The 19283-nt window shown below is 68.4% G+C and carries 17 protein-coding genes; 9 read left to right on the plus strand and 8 right to left on the minus strand.

What is annotated here, in order from left to right; genetic code table 11:
- Nucleotides 1-45 precede the first annotated feature (45 nt).
- Complete coding sequence (locus VF651_11775) at nucleotides 46-915, plus strand: glycosyltransferase family 2 protein (GenBank protein ID HEX7966380.1); 870 nt, start codon at nucleotides 46-48, stop codon at nucleotides 913-915.
- 1 nt (nucleotide 916) lies between these two features.
- Nucleotides 917-2134, plus strand: coding sequence for a glycosyltransferase (locus VF651_11780; protein ID HEX7966381.1), 1218 nt, complete (start codon nucleotides 917-919; stop codon nucleotides 2132-2134).
- Here the strand turns inward: VF651_11780 and VF651_11785 are convergent.
- The gene (locus VF651_11785) at nucleotides 2127-3095 is read right to left on the minus strand and encodes a glycosyltransferase family 9 protein (GenBank protein ID HEX7966382.1); all 969 of its coding nucleotides are present in this window, start codon (nucleotides 3093-3095) and stop codon (nucleotides 2127-2129) included. The two genes, VF651_11780 and VF651_11785, sit on opposite strands and share 8 nt — an antisense overlap.
- Nucleotides 3092-4351, minus strand: a complete 1260-nt coding sequence (locus tag VF651_11790) for an oligosaccharide flippase family protein (GenBank protein HEX7966383.1) — start codon at nucleotides 4349-4351, stop codon at nucleotides 3092-3094. Before VF651_11790 ends, VF651_11785 begins: the two co-directional genes overlap by 4 nt.
- A gap of 222 nt (nucleotides 4352-4573) precedes the next feature.
- Between VF651_11790 and pilB the strand changes: the two genes are divergently transcribed.
- The 6 genes from pilB to yacG are packed head-to-tail and all read left to right on the plus strand — an operon-like array spanning nucleotide 4574 to nucleotide 10083.
- Nucleotides 4574-6295, plus strand: coding sequence for a type IV-A pilus assembly ATPase PilB (gene pilB / locus VF651_11795; protein HEX7966384.1), 1722 nt, complete (start codon nucleotides 4574-4576; stop codon nucleotides 6293-6295).
- 18 nt (nucleotides 6296-6313) lie between these two features.
- Nucleotides 6314-7528 (plus strand): type II secretion system F family protein, encoded by a 1215-nt coding sequence (locus VF651_11800; GenBank protein HEX7966385.1) that lies wholly within the window; start codon nucleotides 6314-6316, stop codon nucleotides 7526-7528.
- 54 nt (nucleotides 7529-7582) lie between these two features.
- A complete protein-coding gene (locus tag VF651_11805) occupies nucleotides 7583-8437 on the plus strand; it encodes an A24 family peptidase (GenBank protein HEX7966386.1) in 855 nt (284 codons plus the stop codon).
- Between the two features lie 3 nt (nucleotides 8438-8440).
- A complete protein-coding gene (coaE, locus tag VF651_11810) occupies nucleotides 8441-9073 on the plus strand; it encodes a dephospho-CoA kinase (GenBank protein HEX7966387.1) in 633 nt (210 codons plus the stop codon).
- Nucleotides 9074-9095: 22 nt separating this feature from the next.
- Nucleotides 9096-9893 carry a cell division protein ZapD gene (gene zapD, locus VF651_11815; GenBank protein ID HEX7966388.1) on the plus strand — a complete coding sequence of 266 codons (798 nt, stop codon included), beginning with the start codon at nucleotides 9096-9098 and terminating at the stop codon, nucleotides 9891-9893.
- Nucleotides 9894-9897: 4 nt separating this feature from the next.
- Entirely contained in the window at nucleotides 9898-10083 is a 186-nt protein-coding gene (yacG, locus tag VF651_11820; GenBank protein HEX7966389.1) for a DNA gyrase inhibitor YacG, read from the plus strand.
- Here yacG and VF651_11825 read toward each other — a convergent pair.
- From VF651_11825 to VF651_11835, 3 genes are all read right to left on the minus strand, one after another.
- Nucleotides 10062-11027 (minus strand): Nudix family hydrolase, encoded by a 966-nt coding sequence (locus VF651_11825; protein ID HEX7966390.1) that lies wholly within the window; start codon nucleotides 11025-11027, stop codon nucleotides 10062-10064. The two genes, yacG and VF651_11825, sit on opposite strands and share 22 nt — an antisense overlap.
- A gap of 135 nt (nucleotides 11028-11162) precedes the next feature.
- Nucleotides 11163-13916, minus strand: coding sequence for a preprotein translocase subunit SecA (secA, locus tag VF651_11830; GenBank protein ID HEX7966391.1), 2754 nt, complete (start codon nucleotides 13914-13916; stop codon nucleotides 11163-11165).
- Between the two features lie 149 nt (nucleotides 13917-14065).
- A complete protein-coding gene (locus VF651_11835) occupies nucleotides 14066-15022 on the minus strand; it encodes a M23 family metallopeptidase (GenBank protein ID HEX7966392.1) in 957 nt (318 codons plus the stop codon).
- 52 nt (nucleotides 15023-15074) lie between these two features.
- Here VF651_11835 and VF651_11840 point away from each other — a divergent pair, with 52 nt between their 5' ends.
- Nucleotides 15075-15527, plus strand: coding sequence for a DciA family protein (locus VF651_11840; protein HEX7966393.1), 453 nt, complete (start codon nucleotides 15075-15077; stop codon nucleotides 15525-15527).
- 36 nt (nucleotides 15528-15563) lie between these two features.
- On the opposite strand, the gene lpxC is transcribed toward VF651_11840, so the two are convergent.
- The 3 genes from lpxC to ftsA form a co-directional block, all read right to left on the minus strand.
- Nucleotides 15564-16475 carry a UDP-3-O-acyl-N-acetylglucosamine deacetylase gene (lpxC, locus tag VF651_11845; protein ID HEX7966394.1) on the minus strand — a complete coding sequence of 304 codons (912 nt, stop codon included), beginning with the start codon at nucleotides 16473-16475 and terminating at the stop codon, nucleotides 15564-15566.
- 151 nt (nucleotides 16476-16626) lie between these two features.
- The gene (gene ftsZ, locus VF651_11850) at nucleotides 16627-17841 is read right to left on the minus strand and encodes a cell division protein FtsZ (GenBank protein ID HEX7966395.1); all 1215 of its coding nucleotides are present in this window, start codon (nucleotides 17839-17841) and stop codon (nucleotides 16627-16629) included.
- A gap of 206 nt (nucleotides 17842-18047) precedes the next feature.
- Nucleotides 18048-19283, minus strand: a complete 1236-nt coding sequence (gene ftsA, locus VF651_11855) for a cell division protein FtsA (protein HEX7966396.1) — start codon at nucleotides 19281-19283, stop codon at nucleotides 18048-18050.

Below are 19283 nucleotides of genomic sequence, written 5' to 3' on the forward strand. Positions count from 1 at the left end.
GATGATATATTGGCGGCCCGACAGGCCCCGCCCGCCGCGAGCCCCATGAGCGAAACCCAGCCGCCCCTCTCCATCGTCATCCCCGCCAAGGACGAGGCCGCGAGCCTGCCCGGCGTGCTGCAGGAGCTGAAGCGCCTGCACCCTGACGCCGAGCTCATCGTGGTGGACGACGGCTCCTCCGACGGCACCGGCGAGGCAGCCCGCGCCGCCGGCGCACGGGTGATACGCAACCCCTATTCCCTCGGCAACGGCGCCGCGGTCAAGGCCGGCGCGCGCGCCGCGCGCGGTCGCCTGCTGGTGTGCATGGACGCGGACGGCCAGCACGCGCCGGCTGACGTGGCGCGGCTCCTGGCGATGCAGGCCGAGGGCTACGACATGGTGGTGGGTGCGCGCAGCGGCGGCCGCTCCCAGGCTTCCCCCTGGCGCCATCTCGCCAACACCATCTACAACCTGCTGGCGACCTGGATGGTGGGACACCGCATCCTGGACCTCACCTCGGGCTTCCGGGTGTCGGAGACGGCGCGCTTCCGCGAGTTCCTGCACCTCCTGCCGAACGGCTTCTCCTATCCCACCACCAGCACCATGGCGTTCTTCCGCGCCGGCTACCGGGTGGGCTACCTGCCCATCGAAGCCGCCCGGCGCCAGGGCAAGAGCCACATCAAGCCGCTGCGCGACGGCGTGCGCTTCCTGCTCATCATCTTCAAGATCGCGACGCTATACTCTCCGCTCAAGATATTCCTGCCCATCAGCGCACTGTTCTTCTTCACCGGCACGGGCTATTACCTCTACAGCTTCGCCGTCTACCACCGCTTCACCAACATGACGGCGCTGCTCATCATCACCTCGGTGCTGGTGTTCCTGATCGGGCTCGTCTCCGAGCAGATCACCACCCTGATGTTCAGCCGCCATTCCTGACATGGCGGCCGCGGCGGGACAGCCGGCGACGCGCATCCTGGTGCTCGCCTCCACCTACCCGCGCTGGCCGGACGACACCCTGCCCCCCTTCGTGCACGAGCTGGCGCGCCGCCTGACGGATGGACGCGAGGTGCACGTGCTCGCGCCCCATGCGCGAGGCTGCAAGACGCATGAGGTGATGGACGGCGTCCACGTGCACCGCTTCCGCTACCTGCCGGAACGCTTCGAGACGCTCGCCTACGCCAGCGGCATGCTGCCGGGCCTGCGCCGCCGCCCCTGGCGGCTCCTGGCGCTGCCGTTCTTCCTGGGCGCCGAGTGGCTGGCGGCGCTGCGCCTGCTGCGCGCGCAGCGCTTCCACGCCATCCACGCCCACTGGCTGCTGCCCCACGGGCTGACTGCGCTGCTGGCGCGCGCGTTCTGCGGCTACCGGCCCGCGGTGCTCTGCACCTCCCACGGCGCCGACCTCTACGGCCTCAAGGGCGCCCTCGCGCGCGCCCTCAAGCGCTACACGGTGCGGCACTCGGAGCACGTGACGGTGGTGAGCCAGGCCATGCTGGAGACGCTGCAGGAGGAAGCCGGCGATGGTGGCCACTGCAGCGTGCTGCCCATGGGCGTGGACACCCAGGGGCGCTTCACGCCCTCCGCCTCGCCCATCAGCCGCGGCAGCCTGCTGTTCGTGGGACGCCTCGCCGACAAGAAGGGCGTGGACGTGCTGCTGGACGCGCTGGCGCGCCTCAAGGACATGCCGGACCTGAGCCTACACATCATCGGCAGCGGCCCGGAGGAAGCACGGCTGAAACAACGGGCCGGCGCGCTCAGGCTCGGCAAGATCGTGGACTTCGTGGGCCCGGTGCCGAACCGCGACCTGCCGCTCTGGTACCAGCGCTGCTCGGTGCTGGTGTTCCCTTCGGTGGTCACGGCCTACGGCGACCAGGAGGGCCTGGGGCTGGTGCCGGTGGAGGCGCTGGCCTGCGGCTGCGCGGTGGTGGCGAGCGACCTGCCGGCCATCCGCGACGTGATCCGCGACCGGGAGACCGGCCTCCTGGTGCCGGCCGGCGACCCCAAGCAGTTGGCGGAAGCATTGCACGTGCTGCTCTGGGACAAGTCCCTGAGCGAAGCGCTGGCGGCGCGGGGCCGCGCCTACGTGCGGGAACACTTCGACTGGAGCCGCATCGCCGCATCCTACGGCGCGCTGCTGGACCGGCTGGCGTCTAGCTGAGCAGGCGCGCTCGCGCCGCCTCCAGCACCGTCTCCACTTCCAGCTCACGGATGCAGCGGGCCCGGTAGAACGGCACCGGGCAGCGGTATTGGTCGCAGGCGAGGCCGCAGCGACCCGAATCCAGGTTCAGCACGTGTGCATAGGGTGGCCGCCACCGATGGGGCGAGGAGCCCGTCAGCACCAGCGTCGGCTTGCCGAGCATCGCCGCCAGGTGCATGACGCCGGAGTTGTGGCAGATGACGCCGCGGCTGCCTTCGATGCTGGCCGCGAGGCCTGCCAGGGAAAGATCGGTGCGGACCTCCACGCGACCGGCATCCATCCCCTCCGCCAACCTGTTCAAGGTGTCTGCCTCGGAGGGCGTGCCCACCAGCACGAGCCGCAGACCTGGTGTCTCCAATAACCTGTCCATGAGCCCGCGCCACTTCTCACCCGGCCACTGCTTCGTCTCCCAGCGTCCCTTGGCGCCGGCATGCAGCACGAGATAGCCACCCTTTTCGGGTCTCGCGCCGGTGTCCCAACGGCCACCGTAGGGCAGCAGGGCCTCGCCCGGCTCGGCGAGCCCCAGCATGCGGATGTCGGCGAGCACCTGCTCACCCAGGAACGCCGGCACCCCGGCATGCTGCACGCTCCAGATGCGCTCGGCACCCACCACCGTGGCCAGGAGGCAGGTCTTGAGGCGCGGCTGGGGGCCCAGGTAGATCCAGTCGAAGCGCACGCCGAGCTCGCGGAACACCCGCAAGGCTTCGCGCGGCGAGGAAGGCAGGCGCCGCAGGTCCACCCTGAGGTCCAGCGCCTCGAACACGCCTTCCAGGTGGCTCGCGGTGGTGAAGAAATACGGCGGATGTTCGAGCCGGCGTGCGAGTGCCGTGAGCAGCGGCCGGGCCACCAGGATGTCCCCGAGGCCGCCGCCCCAGAAGACGGCGAACCGGTCGCCTGGCTGGACCACGGCTTGCGCGTTCATGCCCGTGCGTCCCCTGCCCGGTCACCTTGGGCGGAGCGGACGATGCCCCACAGCGCCAATCCCAGCGCCACGATCAGCAGCACTTCCGTGGCGAGGGTGACCCAGGCGGTGCCCCGCCAGGACCAGTACGGCACCAGTGCGAGGTTGAGCGCCACGTTGAGGGCCGCGGCGCCGAACTCGATGTGGGTGCGCCGCGCCTGCCAGCCGGCGCCGGTGAGGGAGTCGGCGGCGAAGCGGTGCAGCGTCATGAGCACCGGCACCGCAGCGAGCCAGCGCACCGCGCCCACCGATTCAGCGAACTCGTCACCGAGCAGCCACGGCAGCAGCGGCGCGGCGAGGTAGAGGCCTATGCCGGCGCAGGCGGAGTAAGCGAGCGCATAGGGCAGCAGCCGGCGGGAGAGCGCGAGGGTGCCGCGCACGCCCTGTTGGCCCGAGGTGAAGAAGCGTGCATAGGCCGCCGCCAGCAGCGAGTACACCGGGATGAACGCCACCTCGACGATGCGCGCGCCGGCGGTGTAGATGCCGGCCGCCTCCAGGGAACCCAGGCGCGTCAAGAGCGCCTTGTCGCTGTCCATGTAGATGCGCTGGGCGCTGAAGCTGGAGGCGAAGTAGAAGCCCTCGCCGAACTCGCGCCGCCAGCCCGCCATGTCCCAGCGCGGCAGGCCGAGCTCCAGCGACACCCAGGCGCAGCCGATCACCGCCGCCAGCGCGCTGCCGGCGAGGTAGAGCAGTGCCCAGGTCATGAGCCGGTCGCCGCCGTCCAGCCACAGCAACAGCAGCGCGCCGGCGAGCTTCACCAGCGAGAACAGCACGCTGAGGAGCGCGGTCTTGAGGAGCTTGTGCACCGCCTGGAAGGCCAGCGCGGCGGTGTCCAGCAGGCGCGTGAAGAGCAGATCCGAGACCGCCACCCACAATACCAACATGAGCGGTACCGGCAGGATCAGCCAGGCCAGCGCCAGCGCCAGCAGCGTCAGCAGGCCCGCGCTCAGGATGGTGACCGTGAGCGCGCGGCCCCAGTAGCGCGGGAAGCTTGAGGGGTCGCGTGCGACGTTCTTCACCAGCAGGTTGCCGCTGCCCCAGCCGGCGAAGGGCGAAAGCACCGCCACCAGCGCCACTGCGCCTGAGAACGCGCCGTAGCCCTCCCGGTGCAGGAGGCGGGCGATGAGCACGAAGTAGGCGAACTGCACCAGGAGGCGCACGCCCTGCCCCAGGATCATCCACAAGGTGTTGCGGGCCAGGGCCCCGAAGCTGAACAAATCCGCTCCTGTCGCGACGTGTCGTGAGGGGCCGGGCCGCCCCCACCGGGCCGGGCCGTGGGTTCCCCAGGCAAGGGCCGTTGCTCGGAGATTTTAGCCGCCAAAGGCCTCCTAGGCCCCTGTCCTAATTGGACAATTTAACCCCGTCCGCACTACTATCTTAGGCCTGGGGACCGCTCCATCTCGGGCGTCCGGACCACATCTTCTTTAAGGGTAGGGGACATGGCCACGACCACCGTCAAGACGAACTTGACCGGCCTGCCACGGCGGTTGGTGGCGGCCGGCCTGCTGTCGGAGGCCGACGCCGCCGACGCCCAGCGCGACGCCGCCGCCGAGAAGCTGCTGCTCGTCAGCCACCTGGTCCGCAACAAGAAGCTGAACGCCCGCCTGGTCGCCGGCGCCGCCTCCGAGGAGTTCGGGGTGCCGATCGTGGACCTGGACTCGGTGGACCTCTCCCAGGCGCCGCTCAAGGAAGTGGAAGCCCAGCTCATCGAGAAGCACCACGCGCTGCCGCTGTTCAAGCGCGGCCGCAAGCTGTTCGTGGCGGTCTCCGACCCCACCAACCTGCAGGCGCTGGACGAGATCAAGTTCAAGACCGGCATGACCGTGGACGCGGTCATCGCCGAGGAAGACAAGCTCGCCAAGGCCATCGAGAAAGCCATCCAGTCCATGGATACCTCGATGAAGGACCTGGCGGACGGCGACGTCGGCGACCTCGAGATCTCCGCGGGCGAGGACGACGTGGCGCAGGCCGACGAGGGCAGCGCCGACATCGACGACGCGCCGGTAGTGAAGTTCATCAACAAGGTGCTGCTGGACGCCATCAACAAGGGCGCCTCGGACATCCACTGGGAACCCTACGAGAAGGAATACCGGGTCCGGTTCCGCCAGGACGGCATGCTGCGCGAGGTGGTGAAGCCGCCCATGGTGCTCGGCCCCAAGATCGCCGCGCGCCTCAAGGTCATGGCCAAGCTCGACATCTCCGAGCGCCGCATACCCCAGGACGGCCGCATCAAGCTCAAGCTCTCGGCCACCCGCGCCATCGACTTCCGCGTCGCCACCTGCCCCACGCTCTTCGGCGAGAAGATCGTGATGCGTATCCTGGACCCTTCCAGCGCCAAGCTCGGCATCGACGCGCTCGGCTACGAGGACTTCCAGAAGAAGATCTACCTCGACAACCTGGACAAGCCCTATGGCATGATCCTGATCACGGGGCCCACGGGCTCCGGCAAGACCGTGTCGCTCTACACCGGCATCAACATCCTCAACACCGAGGACCGCAACATCTGCACCGCCGAGGACCCGGCGGAAATCCAGCTGCCCGGCGTGAACCAGGTGAACGTGAACCCCAAGGTGGGCCTCACCTTCGGTGCGGCGCTCAAGTCCTTCCTGCGACTCGACCCGGACATCATCCTGGTGGGCGAGATCCGCGACCTGGAGACCGCCGAGATCGCCATCAAGGCGGCCCAGACCGGCCACATGGTGCTGGCGACCCTGCACACCAACGACGCGCCCAAGACCCTGACCCGTCTCGCAGACATCGGCGTGGCGCCCTACTCCATCGCCACCGCGGTGAACCTCATCATCGCGCAACGCCTGGCCCGCAAGCTGTGCAAGAACTGCAAGCGCCCGGTGGACGTCCCGCGCGAGGCCCTGCTCAAGGAGGGCTTCACCGACGCCGAGATCGACGCCGGCCTCACCATCTACGAGCCGGTCGGCTGCGACCAGTGCAACGAGGGCTACAAGGGCCGTACCGGCGTGTACCAGGTGATGCCGGTCTCGGAGGAGATGGGCAAGATCATCATGGCCCAGGGCAACGCCATCCAGATCGCCGCCCAGGCCGAGAAGGAGGGCGTGCCTGACCTGCGCCGCTCGGCGCTCACCAAGGTCAAGCGCGGCGACTTCGGCCTGGCCGAACTCAACCGCGTCACCGTCGCCGACTAACCGGATACCGAGTACCTCATGGCCGAAGCAGCCGCAGCAGCAAAGAACCTGAACTTCGTCTGGGAAGGCACGGACAAGAAGGGCAACCGCGTCAAGGGCAAGACCATGGCGCCCAACGAGGCCGCGGTCAAAGCCGACCTGCGCCGCCAGGGCATCGCCCCCGTCAAGATCAGCAAGGCGCGCCGCAAGTCCGGCAAGAAGATCGAGACCTCCGACATCGCCTTCTTCAGCCGCCAGATGGCCACCATGATGAGCTCGGGCGTGCCGCTGGTGCAGTCCATGGACATCATCGGCAAGGGCCATGCCAACCCGAACATGCAGGACATGGTGATGAGCATCAAGGCCGACGTGGAGGCCGGCAACAACCTGGCCGACGCGCTGGCCAAGCACCCGCTCTACTTCGACGACCTGTTCGTGAGCCTGGTGCGGGCCGGCGAGCAGGCCGGCGCGCTCGAGACCCTGCTGGACAAGATCGCGACCTACAAGGAGAAGACCGAGCGCATCAAGAAGAAGATCAAGAAGGCGCTCTCCTACCCCATCGCGGTGCTGGTGGTGGCGTTCGTGGTGACCGGCATCCTGCTGGTGTTCGTGATCCCGCAGTTCGAGGAGCTGTTCAAGGGCTTCGGCGCGGACCTGCCGGCCTTCACCCAGTTCGTGGTGAACATGTCGCGGTCGGTGCGCAGCTCGGGTTACATCTACGTGATCATCATCGGCGGCGCCTTCGCCGCGTTCACCTTCTTCAAGAAGCGTTCGCGCAAGTTCCGGGAGAACCTGGACCGCATCTCGCTCAAGATCCCGGTGGTGGGCGACATCCTCACCAAGTCGTCCCTGGCCCGCTTCGCACGCACCCTCTCCACCATGTTCGCGGCCGGCGTGAACCTGGTGGACGCGCTGACTTCCGTGTCCGGCGCCACCGGCAACATCATCTACGAACAGGCCACCATCAAGATCCGCGACCAGGTGTCCACCGGCCAGCAGCTCAACCTGTGCATGATGCAGACAGGCCTGTTCCCGCACGTGATGATCCAGATGATCGCCATCGGCGAAGAGGCGGGCTCCATCGACGCCATGGCCGCCAAGGTCGCCGACTTCTACGAGGAAGAGGTGGACAACGCGGTGGACAACCTTACCAGCCTCATGGAGCCCCTGATCATGGCGATCCTGGGCGTGCTGGTGGGCGGCCTGGTGGTCGCCATGTACCTGCCGATCTTCAAGCTCGGTTCCGTCGTCTAGGACCAACGCATCAGGCGGGCCTCCTCGGAGGCCCGCTGCCTTTTCGGGGTACGCATGTCCATCACGCTCTTGCTGGAGCAAAGCCCGCTCGCCTTCACCTTCCTCTGCGTGCTGCTCGGCCTCCTGGTAGGCAGCTTCCTCAACGTGGTGATCCACCGCCTGCCGATCATGCTGGAGCGCGAGTGGCGCGCCGAGTTCGCGCCCGAGACCGCGCCCCAGGAGCGCTTCGATCTCGTGATGCCCCGCTCCCGCTGCCCGCACTGCGGGCACGGCATCACCGCTCTCGAGAACGTACCCATCATCAGCTATGTGATGCTGCGCGGCCGCTGCAGCGCCTGCCGGTCGCCCATCTCGCCGCGCTACGCGGTGGTGGAGGCGTTCACCGGCATCGCCTCGGGCTGGTTAGCCTGGCACTTCGGCTTCGGCGCCGCGGCCTTCGGCGCGCTGTTCTTCACCTGGGGGCTGATCGCGCTCTCCGGCATCGACCTCGAGACCCAACTCCTGCCCGACCGCATCACTCTGCCGCTGCTCTGGCTCGGGCTCCTGTTCAACACCCGCGGCATATACACCGACCTGCGCTCCGCCGTGATCGGTGCCGCTGCCGGCTATCTCACGCTGTGGAGCATCTATCACCTGTTCCGGCTCGTCACCGGCAAAGAAGGCATGGGCTACGGCGACTTCAAGCTGCTGGCGGCGATCGGCGCCTGGCTGGGCTGGCAGGTGCTGCCCATCGTGGTGTTCCTCTCCGCCGCCGTGGGTGCCGTCGTCGGCATCGCCCTGCTCAGCTTCAAGCGCCTGCGGCGCGACATGCCCATGCCCTATGGGCCCTACCTCGCCGCCGCCGGCTGGATCGCCTTCCTCTGGGGCGCGCCCATCACCGCCGCCTACCTCGGCCTCGGCCCCCACTGAACCATGCTCAAGGTGGGCCTCACCGGCGGCATCGCCAGCGGCAAGTCCCTGGCCGCCGCCGGTTTCGCGCGCCTGGGTGCGCCGGTGCTGGACGCGGATGAGCTCAGCCACGCCCTGACCGCCCGCGGCCAGCCGGGCCTCGCGGCCCTCACCGGGGAGCTCGGCAGCGGCATCCTGACACCCCGGGGCGAGCTGGACCGGCGTGCCCTGCGGGGGCGCATATTCGCCGACTCAGGCCTGCGCCGCCGGGTGGAGGCCCTGCTGCACCCCCTGGTGCTGGCGGCCCTCGAGGCCCGTCTCGCGGTCCTCACGGCCCCTTATGCCGTGGTGGTCATCCCGCTCCTCACGGAGACGCCTGCGGCCCGAGCCCTGGTGGACCGCGTGCTGGTGGTGGATTGCCCCGAGGAACTGCAGTTGTCCCGTCTTATGTCACGCGACGGGGAGACTCAGGCCTCCGCGCGTGCCATCCTCGACGCCCAGGCGCCCCGCGCCGCGCGGCTCGCCGCCGCGGATGATATTCTGTTGAACGCTAGCGACACGGCAGCCCTCGAAGGCGCCGTGGGACGACTGCATGGGTTCTACCTCGAACTGGCCGCGTGCGGCGACTACGGACGCCGGGGAATCACGCTCCCATGACCCGGGGATCCGGATGCTGAACGTGGAACAACACGCCGAAGACCAGGCGTCGGCCGAGTGGCTCATCTACGAGCAGCCACTCAGCGAGCGCGTGCGCACCTTCCTCAGGCTCGAGTTCCTGCTGGAGCAGGCTTCCCATCACAGCGCCCTCTCCTCCATGTGGGACAGCCGCGCCGCCGTCGGCTCCATCCTCGAGATCGTCTCGCTGCTCACGCGCGGCGACGTGCGCACCGAGGTACTGAAGGAACTGGAGCGCTGCGGCATGCTGTTGCAGCGCCTCAAGGGCAGTCCCGAGGTGGACAACGCGCGCCTGCAGACGGTGCTCGCGGACCTGGAGCGCCTGCGGGTCGAGATGGACGGCGACGGCCGCCCGCTCGGCGCCTGCCTGCGCGAGAGCGAGTTCCTGAACTCCATCAAGAACCGGCTCGCCATCCCCGGCGGCACCTGCCAGTTCGACCTGCCCTCCTACCATGCCTGGCTCACCCATCCCTATCCGCGCCGCGCCCGCGACCTGCAGGGCTGGCTGGCGGAGCTCAAGCCGCTCAAGGACACCATCGCGCTGCTCATGGCGCTCACCCGGGAGAGCGCGCTGCCGACCCGGGAGGTGGCCGAGCAGGGCGTGTTCCAGCGCAACCTCGCCACCAACGTGCTCGCTCCCATGGTACGGGTGATGGTGCCTGCCCCCGCCGGCGTGTTCCCGGAGATCAGCGCCGGCAAGCACCGCATGACCATCCGCTTCCTGGAGCGGCACGACGCCAACGCCCGTCCCCAGCAGACCAAGCGAGACATCGGTTTCAAACTGGTCTGCTGCCAACTGTAGCCCCATGAGCGAAGTACAGATTGTCGAATGCCCGCACTGCGGCAAGCCGGTGCCGTGGACGGAAGCCTCGAAGTGGAAGCCGTTCTGCAGCGAGCGCTGCCGGCTGATCGACCTTGGGGATTGGCTCTCGGAGAAGAACGCCATCCCGACCCAAGAGTCACCCGCGGATCAGGACGATCCGGACAAGTGATCCAGGTCCCATAAGCCGCGGATAGCGGCGACGCCGTGGGCGCCGTGGTCGCGCGCCGTCTGCAGGTCCCTTTGACCCAGGCCGCCGATGGCGTACACCGGCACGGGGCTTGAGGATGCGAGTTCCGCGAAGGCCTGCCAGCCCAGCGGCGGCTTGCCCGGGTGGGTGGCGCTCGCCTGCACGGGACCTATGCAGAGATAGTCCGGCGAGTGCTCCAGCGCGGCCTGTATCTCCGCGGCGGTATGGCAGGAGATGCCGAGCCTGAGGCTCCCGTCCCAGGCCCTGGGGTCCAGGCGGCGCGACATGGCCTGGCTCAGGTGCAGGCCGTCCGCATGCAGCATGCGGGCCTGCTCGGGCGTGGTGTTGAGGAACACCCGCGCGCCATGGCCGCGGCACAGTTCCAGCACCGCCAGGGCCAGGTTGTCGAAGCGCTCCGCCTCCATGCCGGGTGCCCTGAGCTGCACCAGGTCCACTCCCGCCTTGAGCGAGCGTTGCAGCTTCTCCAGGAAGGCAGGCTCACGGCCGGGATCCGGCGTCACCAGCATCAGCAAGGGCAGCTTGAGCGCGGCCACGATGGGCTCATCGGCGGGCAGCAGCTGCCAGTCCTTCAGTTCCTCCGGCAGCACCCAGGCCATGTTCTGGCCCTCGTGGGCGGCGGGCTTCCCGTCCCAGGCGGTGACGCGCCACACGTCCAGCTCCACTTCCTTGTCGGGATAGCGGTGCGAGAAGCGCAGCAGACGGTACGCGCTCTTCACCCGGATGCCGAGCTCCTCGCGGAGCTCGCGCTTGAGCGCGGCCTGGGGTTCCTCGCTTGCTTCCAGCTTGCCGCCGGGGAACTCCCACCAGCCCGCCATGGGCTTGCCGGCGGGCCGGTCGGCGATGAGCACGCGGCCCTGCCGGTCACGCAGCACCGCGGCGACGACTTGGATGCGGGGATGGGACAGAGTGACGCCCTCTCTGTTAGGACCGCATCACGGTGCATGGGTTCGTCGCACAGCGACGAAAGGGCAGGCAGGAGCCTGCCCTGGACTTTGCAGCGGAGCCGGACGCGTAGCTGCAAAGCACCGTGCGAGATCAACTCAACTTAGCTTGCCGTGGCACTGCTTGTACTTGAGGCCCGAGCCGCAGGGACAGGGATCGTTGCGCCCGACCTTGGGTGTCTCGCGCACGAACGGCGCGGCCGCCGCAGCGGCGGCGGGTGCCGCCGGACGCGCCGGAGCCGCGGGGGAAGCGGCCTGGGCCGCCGCCGGCGCCATCTGCGCGGTGGCATCCGGCGCCTCGGCGTGCTGGAACTGCATGGCGCGCACCCGGCGCCGCTCTTCCTCCATGGCCGCCACGTCCTGCTCGGTGCGCACCTGCACCTTGGCCAGGATCCCGGCCACGTCGAACTTCAGGCGGTCGAGCATGCGCGAGAACATCTCGAAGGCGTCGCGCTTGTACTCGCGGCGCGGGTCCACCTGGGCATAGCCGCGCAGGTGGATGCCCTGGCGCAGGTAGTCCATGTTGGCGAGGTGCTCGCGCCAGAGGTTGTCGAGGGTGCGCAGCATCACTTCCTTCTCGAAGTGGCGCATCACCTCGGGACCCACCTGCTGGGCCTTGGCCTCGTAGCCGTCCAGCAGCGCCTTCTGGATGCGCTCGCGCAGCGGTTCCTCGTGCAGCTCAGGCTCCTTCTCCAGCCAGCCCTTCACGTCGAGGCGCAGCAGGAACTCGCGCTCGAGGGCCGCCATCAGGCCCGGGATGTTCCACTGCTCCTCCACGCTCTGGGGCGGGATGTACTCGTCGATCAGGCCGTTGAGCACGTCCGCCATCACCGCCCGCACGGTGTCATGGATGTCGGAGGCCTGCAGGAGCTCGTTGCGCTGCTCGTAGATGACCTTGCGCTGGTCGTTGGCGACGTCGTCGTACTCCAGCAGCGACTTGCGGATGTCGAAGTTGTGGGCCTCGACCTTGCGCTGGGCGTTCTCCACGCCCTTGCTGACCCAGGGATGCTCGATCGGCTCGTCTTCCTGCATGCCGAAGCGCTGCATCATGCCCTTGATCTTGTCGCCGGCGAAGATGCGCATCAGGTTGTCTTCCAGCGACAGGTAGAACCGGCTGGAGCCCGGGTCGCCCTGGCGGCCGGAACGGCCGCGCAACTGGTTGTCGATGCGGCGGGACTCGTGCCGCTCGCTGCCGACGATGTGCAGGCCGCCGGCGGCCAGCACCTGGTCGTGGCGCGCCTGCCAGTCGGCCCGGACCCGCGCCTTGTCGGCCTCGTCGGCCTCCGGCGGCAGGCTGCGCAGCTCGACCTCCAGGCTGCCACCGAGCACGATGTCGGTGCCGCGGCCGGCCATGTTGGTGGCGATGGTGACGGTGCCGGGGCGGCCGGCCTGGGCGATGATCTGCGCCTCCTGGGCGTGCTGCTTGGCGTTCAGCACCTGGTGCGCGATGCCCTCCTTCTTCAGCAGCCCCGAGAGGTGCTCGGAGGCCTCGATGGAGGCGGTGCCCACCAGCACCGGCTGGCCGCGCTGCATGCAGTCCTTGATGTCGGTGATCACCGCCCGGAACTTGCCCCTGGGCGAGAGGTACACGAGGTCGCCGCTGTCCTGGCGGATCATGGGCCGGTTGGTGGGGATCACCACCACCTCGAGGGCGTAGATCTCGTGGAACTCGCGCGCCTCGGTGTCGGCGGTGCCGGTCATGCCGGACAGCTTCTTGTAGATGCGGAAGTAGTTCTGGAAGGTGATGGAGGCCAGCGTCTGGTTCTCGGCCTGGATCTTGACGCCCTCCTTGGCCTCGATGGCCTGGTGCAGGCCGTCGGACCAGCGCCGGCCCGGCATGGTGCGGCCGGTGAACTCATCGACGATCACCACCTCGCCGTCCTTGATGATGTAGTCCACCTCGCGCTTGAACAGCGCGTGGGCACGCAGGCCGGCGTTGATGTGGTGCATCAGGCCGATGTTGGCGGAGTCATAGAGCGAGCCGCCCTCGGCGATCAGGCCCTCGCGCGCCAGCATGTCCTCGACGTGCTGGTGGCCATCCTCGGTGAGGTACACCTGCTTGGCCTTCTCGTCGACGCTGTAGTCGCCCGGGCCGTCCTCCTCCTTCTGGCGGGTGAGGCGCGGGATGATGGCGTCGATCTTCCTGTACAGCTCGGTGGTGTCGTCCACCGAGCCCGAGATGATGAGCGGCGTGCGCGCCTCGTCGATGAGGATCGAATCCACCTCGTCCACGATGGCGTAGAACAGGGTGCGCTGTACCTTGCCTTCCCAGCGGAAGGCCATGTTGTCGCGCAGGTAGTCGAAGCCGAACTCGTTGTTGGTCCCGTAGGTGATGTCGGCGGCATAGGCGGCGCGCTTGGTCTCTGGCTCCTGGCCCGCCAGGATCACGCCCACCGTCATGTCCAGTGCCTCGAACACCGGGCGCATCCAGTTCGCGTCGCGCTGCGCCAGGTAGTCGTTCACGGTGATGACGTGCACGCCCTGGCCGGGGATGGCGTTCAGGTAGGCCGCCAGCGTCGCCACCAGGGTCTTGCCCTCGCCGGTGCGCATCTCGGCGATCTTGCCGCGGTGCAGCACCATGCCGCCGATCAGCTGCACGTCGAAATGGCGCATGCCGAGCCGGCGGCGCGCCGCCTCGCGCACGCAGGCGAAGGCCTCCGGCAGCAGCCGGTCCAGGCTCTCGCCGTCCTGGTAGCGCTTGCGGAACTCGCCGGTCTTGGCCTTGAGCGCCTCGTCGCTGAGCGACTGCACCGCGGGCTCCAGCGCGTTGACCTTATGCGCCTCGCGACGCATGCCGCGCACCAGCCGGTCGTTGCGGCTGCCGAAGATCGCCTTGAGGATGTTGAGTTCCATATGCCTTTTTCTTCGTGGGCGCCCGCAGGCGCGCGACATCTTATATACGCATGCGGCGGGCTCGAGAGCCCGCCGCTGCCGAATGGGGTCTTCCGGGGAGTCGCCCGGCCCGGCGCCTGGCCGGTGCGCGGGCAGGAGACGGAGGGGAGCTAGTCCTGGCCTTGGGACGACAGCACGGCCACCTGCGGCCCCCCGAGGCTCTTCACGAAGCGCGCCGGGTTCACCGCCACGCCATTGTAAAGGACTTCGAAATGCACGTGGGGACCGGTGGATCGTCCGGTGGAACCCATCAGCGAGATCTGCTCTCCTTTCTTCACGATCTGGCCCACATGCACCAGGATCGTCTCGTTATGTCCGTAACGGGTGGCGTAACCGTTGCCGTGGTCTATCTCCACCAGGTTGCCGTAGCCGGAGCGCTCCCCGGCCCAGGTCACCACCCCGGCGGCCACCGCCTCCACCGCCTCGCCCTCGGTGCCGGCGAAGTCCATGCCGCTGTGCATCGAGAGCTCCCCGTCGAAGGGGTCGATGCGCATGCCGAACAGGGACGACACGTAGCCGTCGGCCACCGGCGGGCCGTTGGGCTGGGCCGCCAGTTGTACGTTGCGGCTGAGCAGCAGGTTTTCAAGGACCCCGAGCTTCTGCTCCCGGTCCTGGACGTGGGTAGCCAGCTTGTCGAGCTGGTCCATGAACGCCTGGGGGGTCGTGTGCAGCACCGGACCGGCGCTCTCGGGACCGCCCTCGGCCGGGGCCTTGCTGAAGTCGAACTCGCCGCGCTTCAGGCCCGCGAGGCTGGTGAGCTGGGCACCCATGGCGTCCAGGCGCATCACCCGCGCCTGCAATTCCGCCACCTTGCCGGAGAGCGCATCCAGGTTCGCCTGGGCGTCGCGCTTGGTGCGCGCGATCTCGTCGGCCTGGGCCTTGAGCTCGACCCGCACCGGGTCGGAGGCCTCGCGCGCCAGGGCGGCGCGATCAGCGGTGTAGTAGCCCAGCGAGAAGATGCCCGCACACAGCGCCAGGACGGTGAGTGCAAGGGTGCCTCCCACCAAGGGATGGGCCAGGTTCAGGTGCCGCGACGCGCCGTACCGGTTGAATACGATCAATTTCATCTGGGCTGATCCCCGCTCAAGAAACCCCGTGCCATCTGGCTTAAGATGCCTCATGGCTCCCAAGAAACCCGCTTCCCTGTCGGGCCTCCTCACCGCGCCGGGGGCTCATCTGCAGGCCCTCACCGCGGAAGCGCAGAAGCTCGAAGCCCTGCGCCAGTGCGTCCTGCGGGTCTTGAGCCCGGAAGCCGCACCTCACTGCCTGGGCGCCGACCTCAAGGACGGCGTCCTGACCTTGTTCCTCGACAGCGGTGCCTGGACCACCGCCCTGCGCTACCAGCACCAGCCGCTGCTGGCGGTGGTGCAGGCGGAAGCGAGGCAGCCCTGCCACACGCTGCGCCTCAAAGTACTGCCTGATCCCAAGCCCGGCGTGCCACCGAAGCCCGCACCGCGCAGCCTCTCCGCCGAGACCCGGCAGCTGCTCGAGAGCACCGCCGGCGGCGTGGACGACCCGGCCCTCGCCGGATCGCTGAAACGTCTTGCCCGCGGCCACAAGCCGCGTCCTTAAAAACCGAAGGCCTAGAACGGTATTTTTCTTAAGAAGTCAGAACGCGTGCGCCGGCGCCAGATAGGAGATGGGCGCCGTCGCCGGATCGTCGTAGGTCACCTCTTCCCAGGTCGCCGGCTGCGCCAGGAGCGCGCGCAGCAGCGCGTTGTTGAGGCCGTGGCCCGACTTGTAGGCGCTGAACGCGCCGATCAGGCTGTGGCCGAGCAGGTACAGGTCGCCGATGGAATCGAGAATCTTGTGCTTGACGAACTCGTCCTCGTAGCGCAATCCGTCCTCGTTGAGGATGCGGTAGTCGTCCAGCGCGATCGCGTTGTCCAGCGAGGCGCCGAGCGTCAGGTGCTTCTGGCGCAGCATCTCGATGTCGCGCATGAAACCGAAGGTGCGCGCGCGGCTCACTTCCTTCACGAAGGAGGTGGCGGAGAAGTCCACCGTAGCGGTCTGGGTGTGCTTCTTGAAGACGGGGTGGTCGAAGTCGATCTCGAAGGTGATCTTGAACCCGTCGAAGGGCTCGAAGCGCGCCCACTTGTCGCCGTCGCGGACCTCCACGGGGCTCTTGATGCGGATGAAGCGCTTGTGCGCGTTCTGCTCCTCGATACCCGCCGACTGCAGCAGGAACACGAAGGGGCCGGCGCTGCCGTCCATGATCGGCACCTCGGGCGCCGACAGGTCCACGTAGGCGTTGTCGATGCCGAGGCCGGCGAACGCGGACAGGAGATGCTCGATGGTGGCGACGCGCACGTCGCCGTTCATGATGGTGGTGCCGAGCATGGTCTCGCCGACGTTGAGCGCCTGGGCGCGCACCTCGGTGGGCTGCTCGAGATCGACGCGGCGGAAGATGATGCCGGTGTTGGGCACCGCCGGACGCAGGGTCATGTAGACCTTCTCGCCCGTATGCAGGCCGACGCCGGTGGCGCGGATGCTGTTCTTGAGCGTCCGTTGTTTGAGCATGGGTTCCCGGCCTGCGTGAAGAGGTCCGCAGGTCCCTGCGGCCAAAGGCTTTTTCAGCCAAAGGCCGCCCCTGCGGCGACTGGCTAAATTATAACACCCCCCTGCGCCCGAACAAGGTTCGGGCGCCGACCTGATGCCTGTCCCACGCCGCTCAGTCCGCCTGGCGCCGCAGGAACGCCGGGATGTCCAGATAGTCCTGGTCCGACAGGTCCGGGCCCTCGTCGCGCTGGCGCCGCTCGTAGGTCGGGCGCTCCAGGCGCTTCCAGTCCGGGTGTCCGCCGTCCGTGCCGGTGGCCTTCACCACCTGGATCATGGGGGCTTGCTGCACTTCGGGCTGCGGAGGCTGCACCGCCTGGGGCGGCTGGGGCGCCGCGGCCTTCGGCCGCTGCACCGGCTGCAGGGTCTGGGCCGCACGGCCGAGACCCGTGGCCACCACCGTGACCCGCACCTCGCCGCTCATGGAGGGATCGAGCACCGTGCCCACCACCACCGTGGCGTTGTCGTCGGCGAAGGACTCCACCGCCGCGCCCACTTCCTCGAGCTCGCCGATGGTGAGGTCCATGCCGGCGGTGATGTTCACCAGCACGCCCTTGGCGCCGGCGAAGTTCACGTCCTCCAGCAAGGGGCTCGAGAGCGCCGCCTCGGCCGCGCGCCGCGCGCGGTTCTCGCCCACCGCCACGCCGGTGCCCATCATCGCCATGCCCATCTCCGACATGACCGTGCGCACGTCGGCGAAGTCCACGTTGATGAGGCCGGGACGGGTGATGATGTCTGCGATGCCCTGCACCGCGCCCAGCAGCACCTCGTTGGCGGACTGGAAGGCGTTGAGCAGGGTGATCTCGCGGCCCAGCACCGAGGCCAGCTTGTCGTTCGGGATCACGATCAGCGAGTCCACGTACTGGCTGAGCTCGGCGATGCCCTTCTCCGCCGCCAGCATGCGCTTGTTGCGCTCGAAGCCGAAAGGCTTGGTGACCACCGCCACCACCAGGATGTCCAGTTCCTTGGCCACCTGCGCCACCACCGGCGAGGCGCCGGTGCCGGTGCCGCCGCCCATGCCGGCGGTGATGAACACCATGTCGGCGCCCTTCAGCACCTCCTCGATGCGGTCGCGATCCTCGAGCGCCGCCTGGCGGCCCACGTCCGGGTTGGCGCCGGCGCCCAGGCCCTTGGTGAAGCTGCCGCCGATCTGCAGCGTGGTCTTGGCGTTGGCCTTGCGCAGCACCTGGGCATCGGTGTTGATGGCGACGAAGTCGACGCCTTCGATGCCGCGGGACACCATGTACTGGATGGCATTGCCGCCACCGCCGCCGACGCCGACCACCTTGATCACCGCGTTCTGGCTCATGTCGTCCATTAGTTCGAACATAACCGGTCTCCTCTATATAAGTCCTGAAGCCTTAAACCCTCTTGCCGCCGCCGCCCTCCCGGAGCGGCGCTTGGCCCTTAAACACCGGCACATGGACGTGCCGCAATCCGATAAAACTCAACCTTCCTTGAGCGCCGGCGAGTCCGGACAGGTGCCGGACTCGCCGGGTTCGCAGCCGTCCATGGATGGAGGGCTGCGAACGTCATCTAAAAGGAACCTTGGAACCATTGCTTCATCCGTTCCCACATGTCCTGCACGCCGCCCGGCGCGCGCTGCGAGCCGCCGCCCGCGGGCAGGCTCTGGGCGCCGAACAGCAAGAGGCCCACGCCGGTGGAGTGGATCGGGTTGCGCACCACGTCCACGAGCCCCGAGACGTGCTGCGGCGCGCCCAGGCGCACCGGCGCGTGGAACACCTCTTCCGCCAGGTCCACCGCGCCCTCCATCTTCGAGCTGCCGCCGGTGAGCACGATGCCCGCCGGGATCTGGTCCTCGAAGCCGCTGCGGCGCAGCTCCGCCTGGATCAGGCTGAACAGCTCCTCGTAGCGCGGTTCCACCACCTCGGCCAGCGTCTGGCGCGCCAGTCGCCGCGAGGGGCGCTCGCCCACGCTCGGCACCTCGATGGTCTCGTCGGCGCTGGCGAGCTGCGGCAGCGCGCAGGCGTACTTGATCTTGATCTCTTCGGCGTGGTGCGTAGGGGTGCGCAGCGCCACCGCGATGTCGTTGGTCACCTGGTCGCCGGCGATGGGGATCACCGCGGTGTGGCGGATCGCGCCGTCGGTGAACACCGCGATGTCGGTGGTGCCGCCGCCGATGTCGACGAGGCACACGCCCAGGTCCTTCTCGTCCTCGTTCAGCACCGCGTAGCTGGAGGCGAGCTGCTCCAGGATCACGTCGTCCACCTTGAGGCCGCAGCGCTCCACGCAACGCACGATGTTCTGGGCCGCGCTGGCGGCGCCGGTGACGATATGCACGCGCGCCTCCAGGCGCACGCCGGACATGCCGATGGGCTCGCGGATGCCGTCCTGGCCGTCGATGATGAAGTCCTGGGGCAGCACGTGCAGGATCTTCTGGTCGGCCGGGATGCTGACCGCGCGGGCCGCGTCGATGACGCGCTCCACGTCTCCCGCGGTGCATTCCTTGTCGCGGATCGCCACCACGCCGTGCGAGTTGAGGCTCCGCACGTGGCTGCCGGCGATGCCGGTGAACACCGAGTGGATCTGGCAGCCAGCCATGAGCTCGGCCTCCGCCACCGCGCGCTGGATGCTCTGCACCGTGGACTCGATGTTCACCACCACGCCCTTCTTCAGGCCGCGCGAGGGGTGCGAGCCGATGCCGACGATCTCCACGCCGCCCTCCGGCAGGATCTCGCCGACGATGGCCACCACCTTGGAGGTGCCCACGTCGAGGCCCACGATCAGGTGCTTGTCGGGTCGTTTCGCCAT

This window comes from Gammaproteobacteria bacterium (assembly GCA_036383255.1).
GTDB lineage: Bacteria > Pseudomonadota > Gammaproteobacteria > Natronospirales > REEB76 > DASUBN01.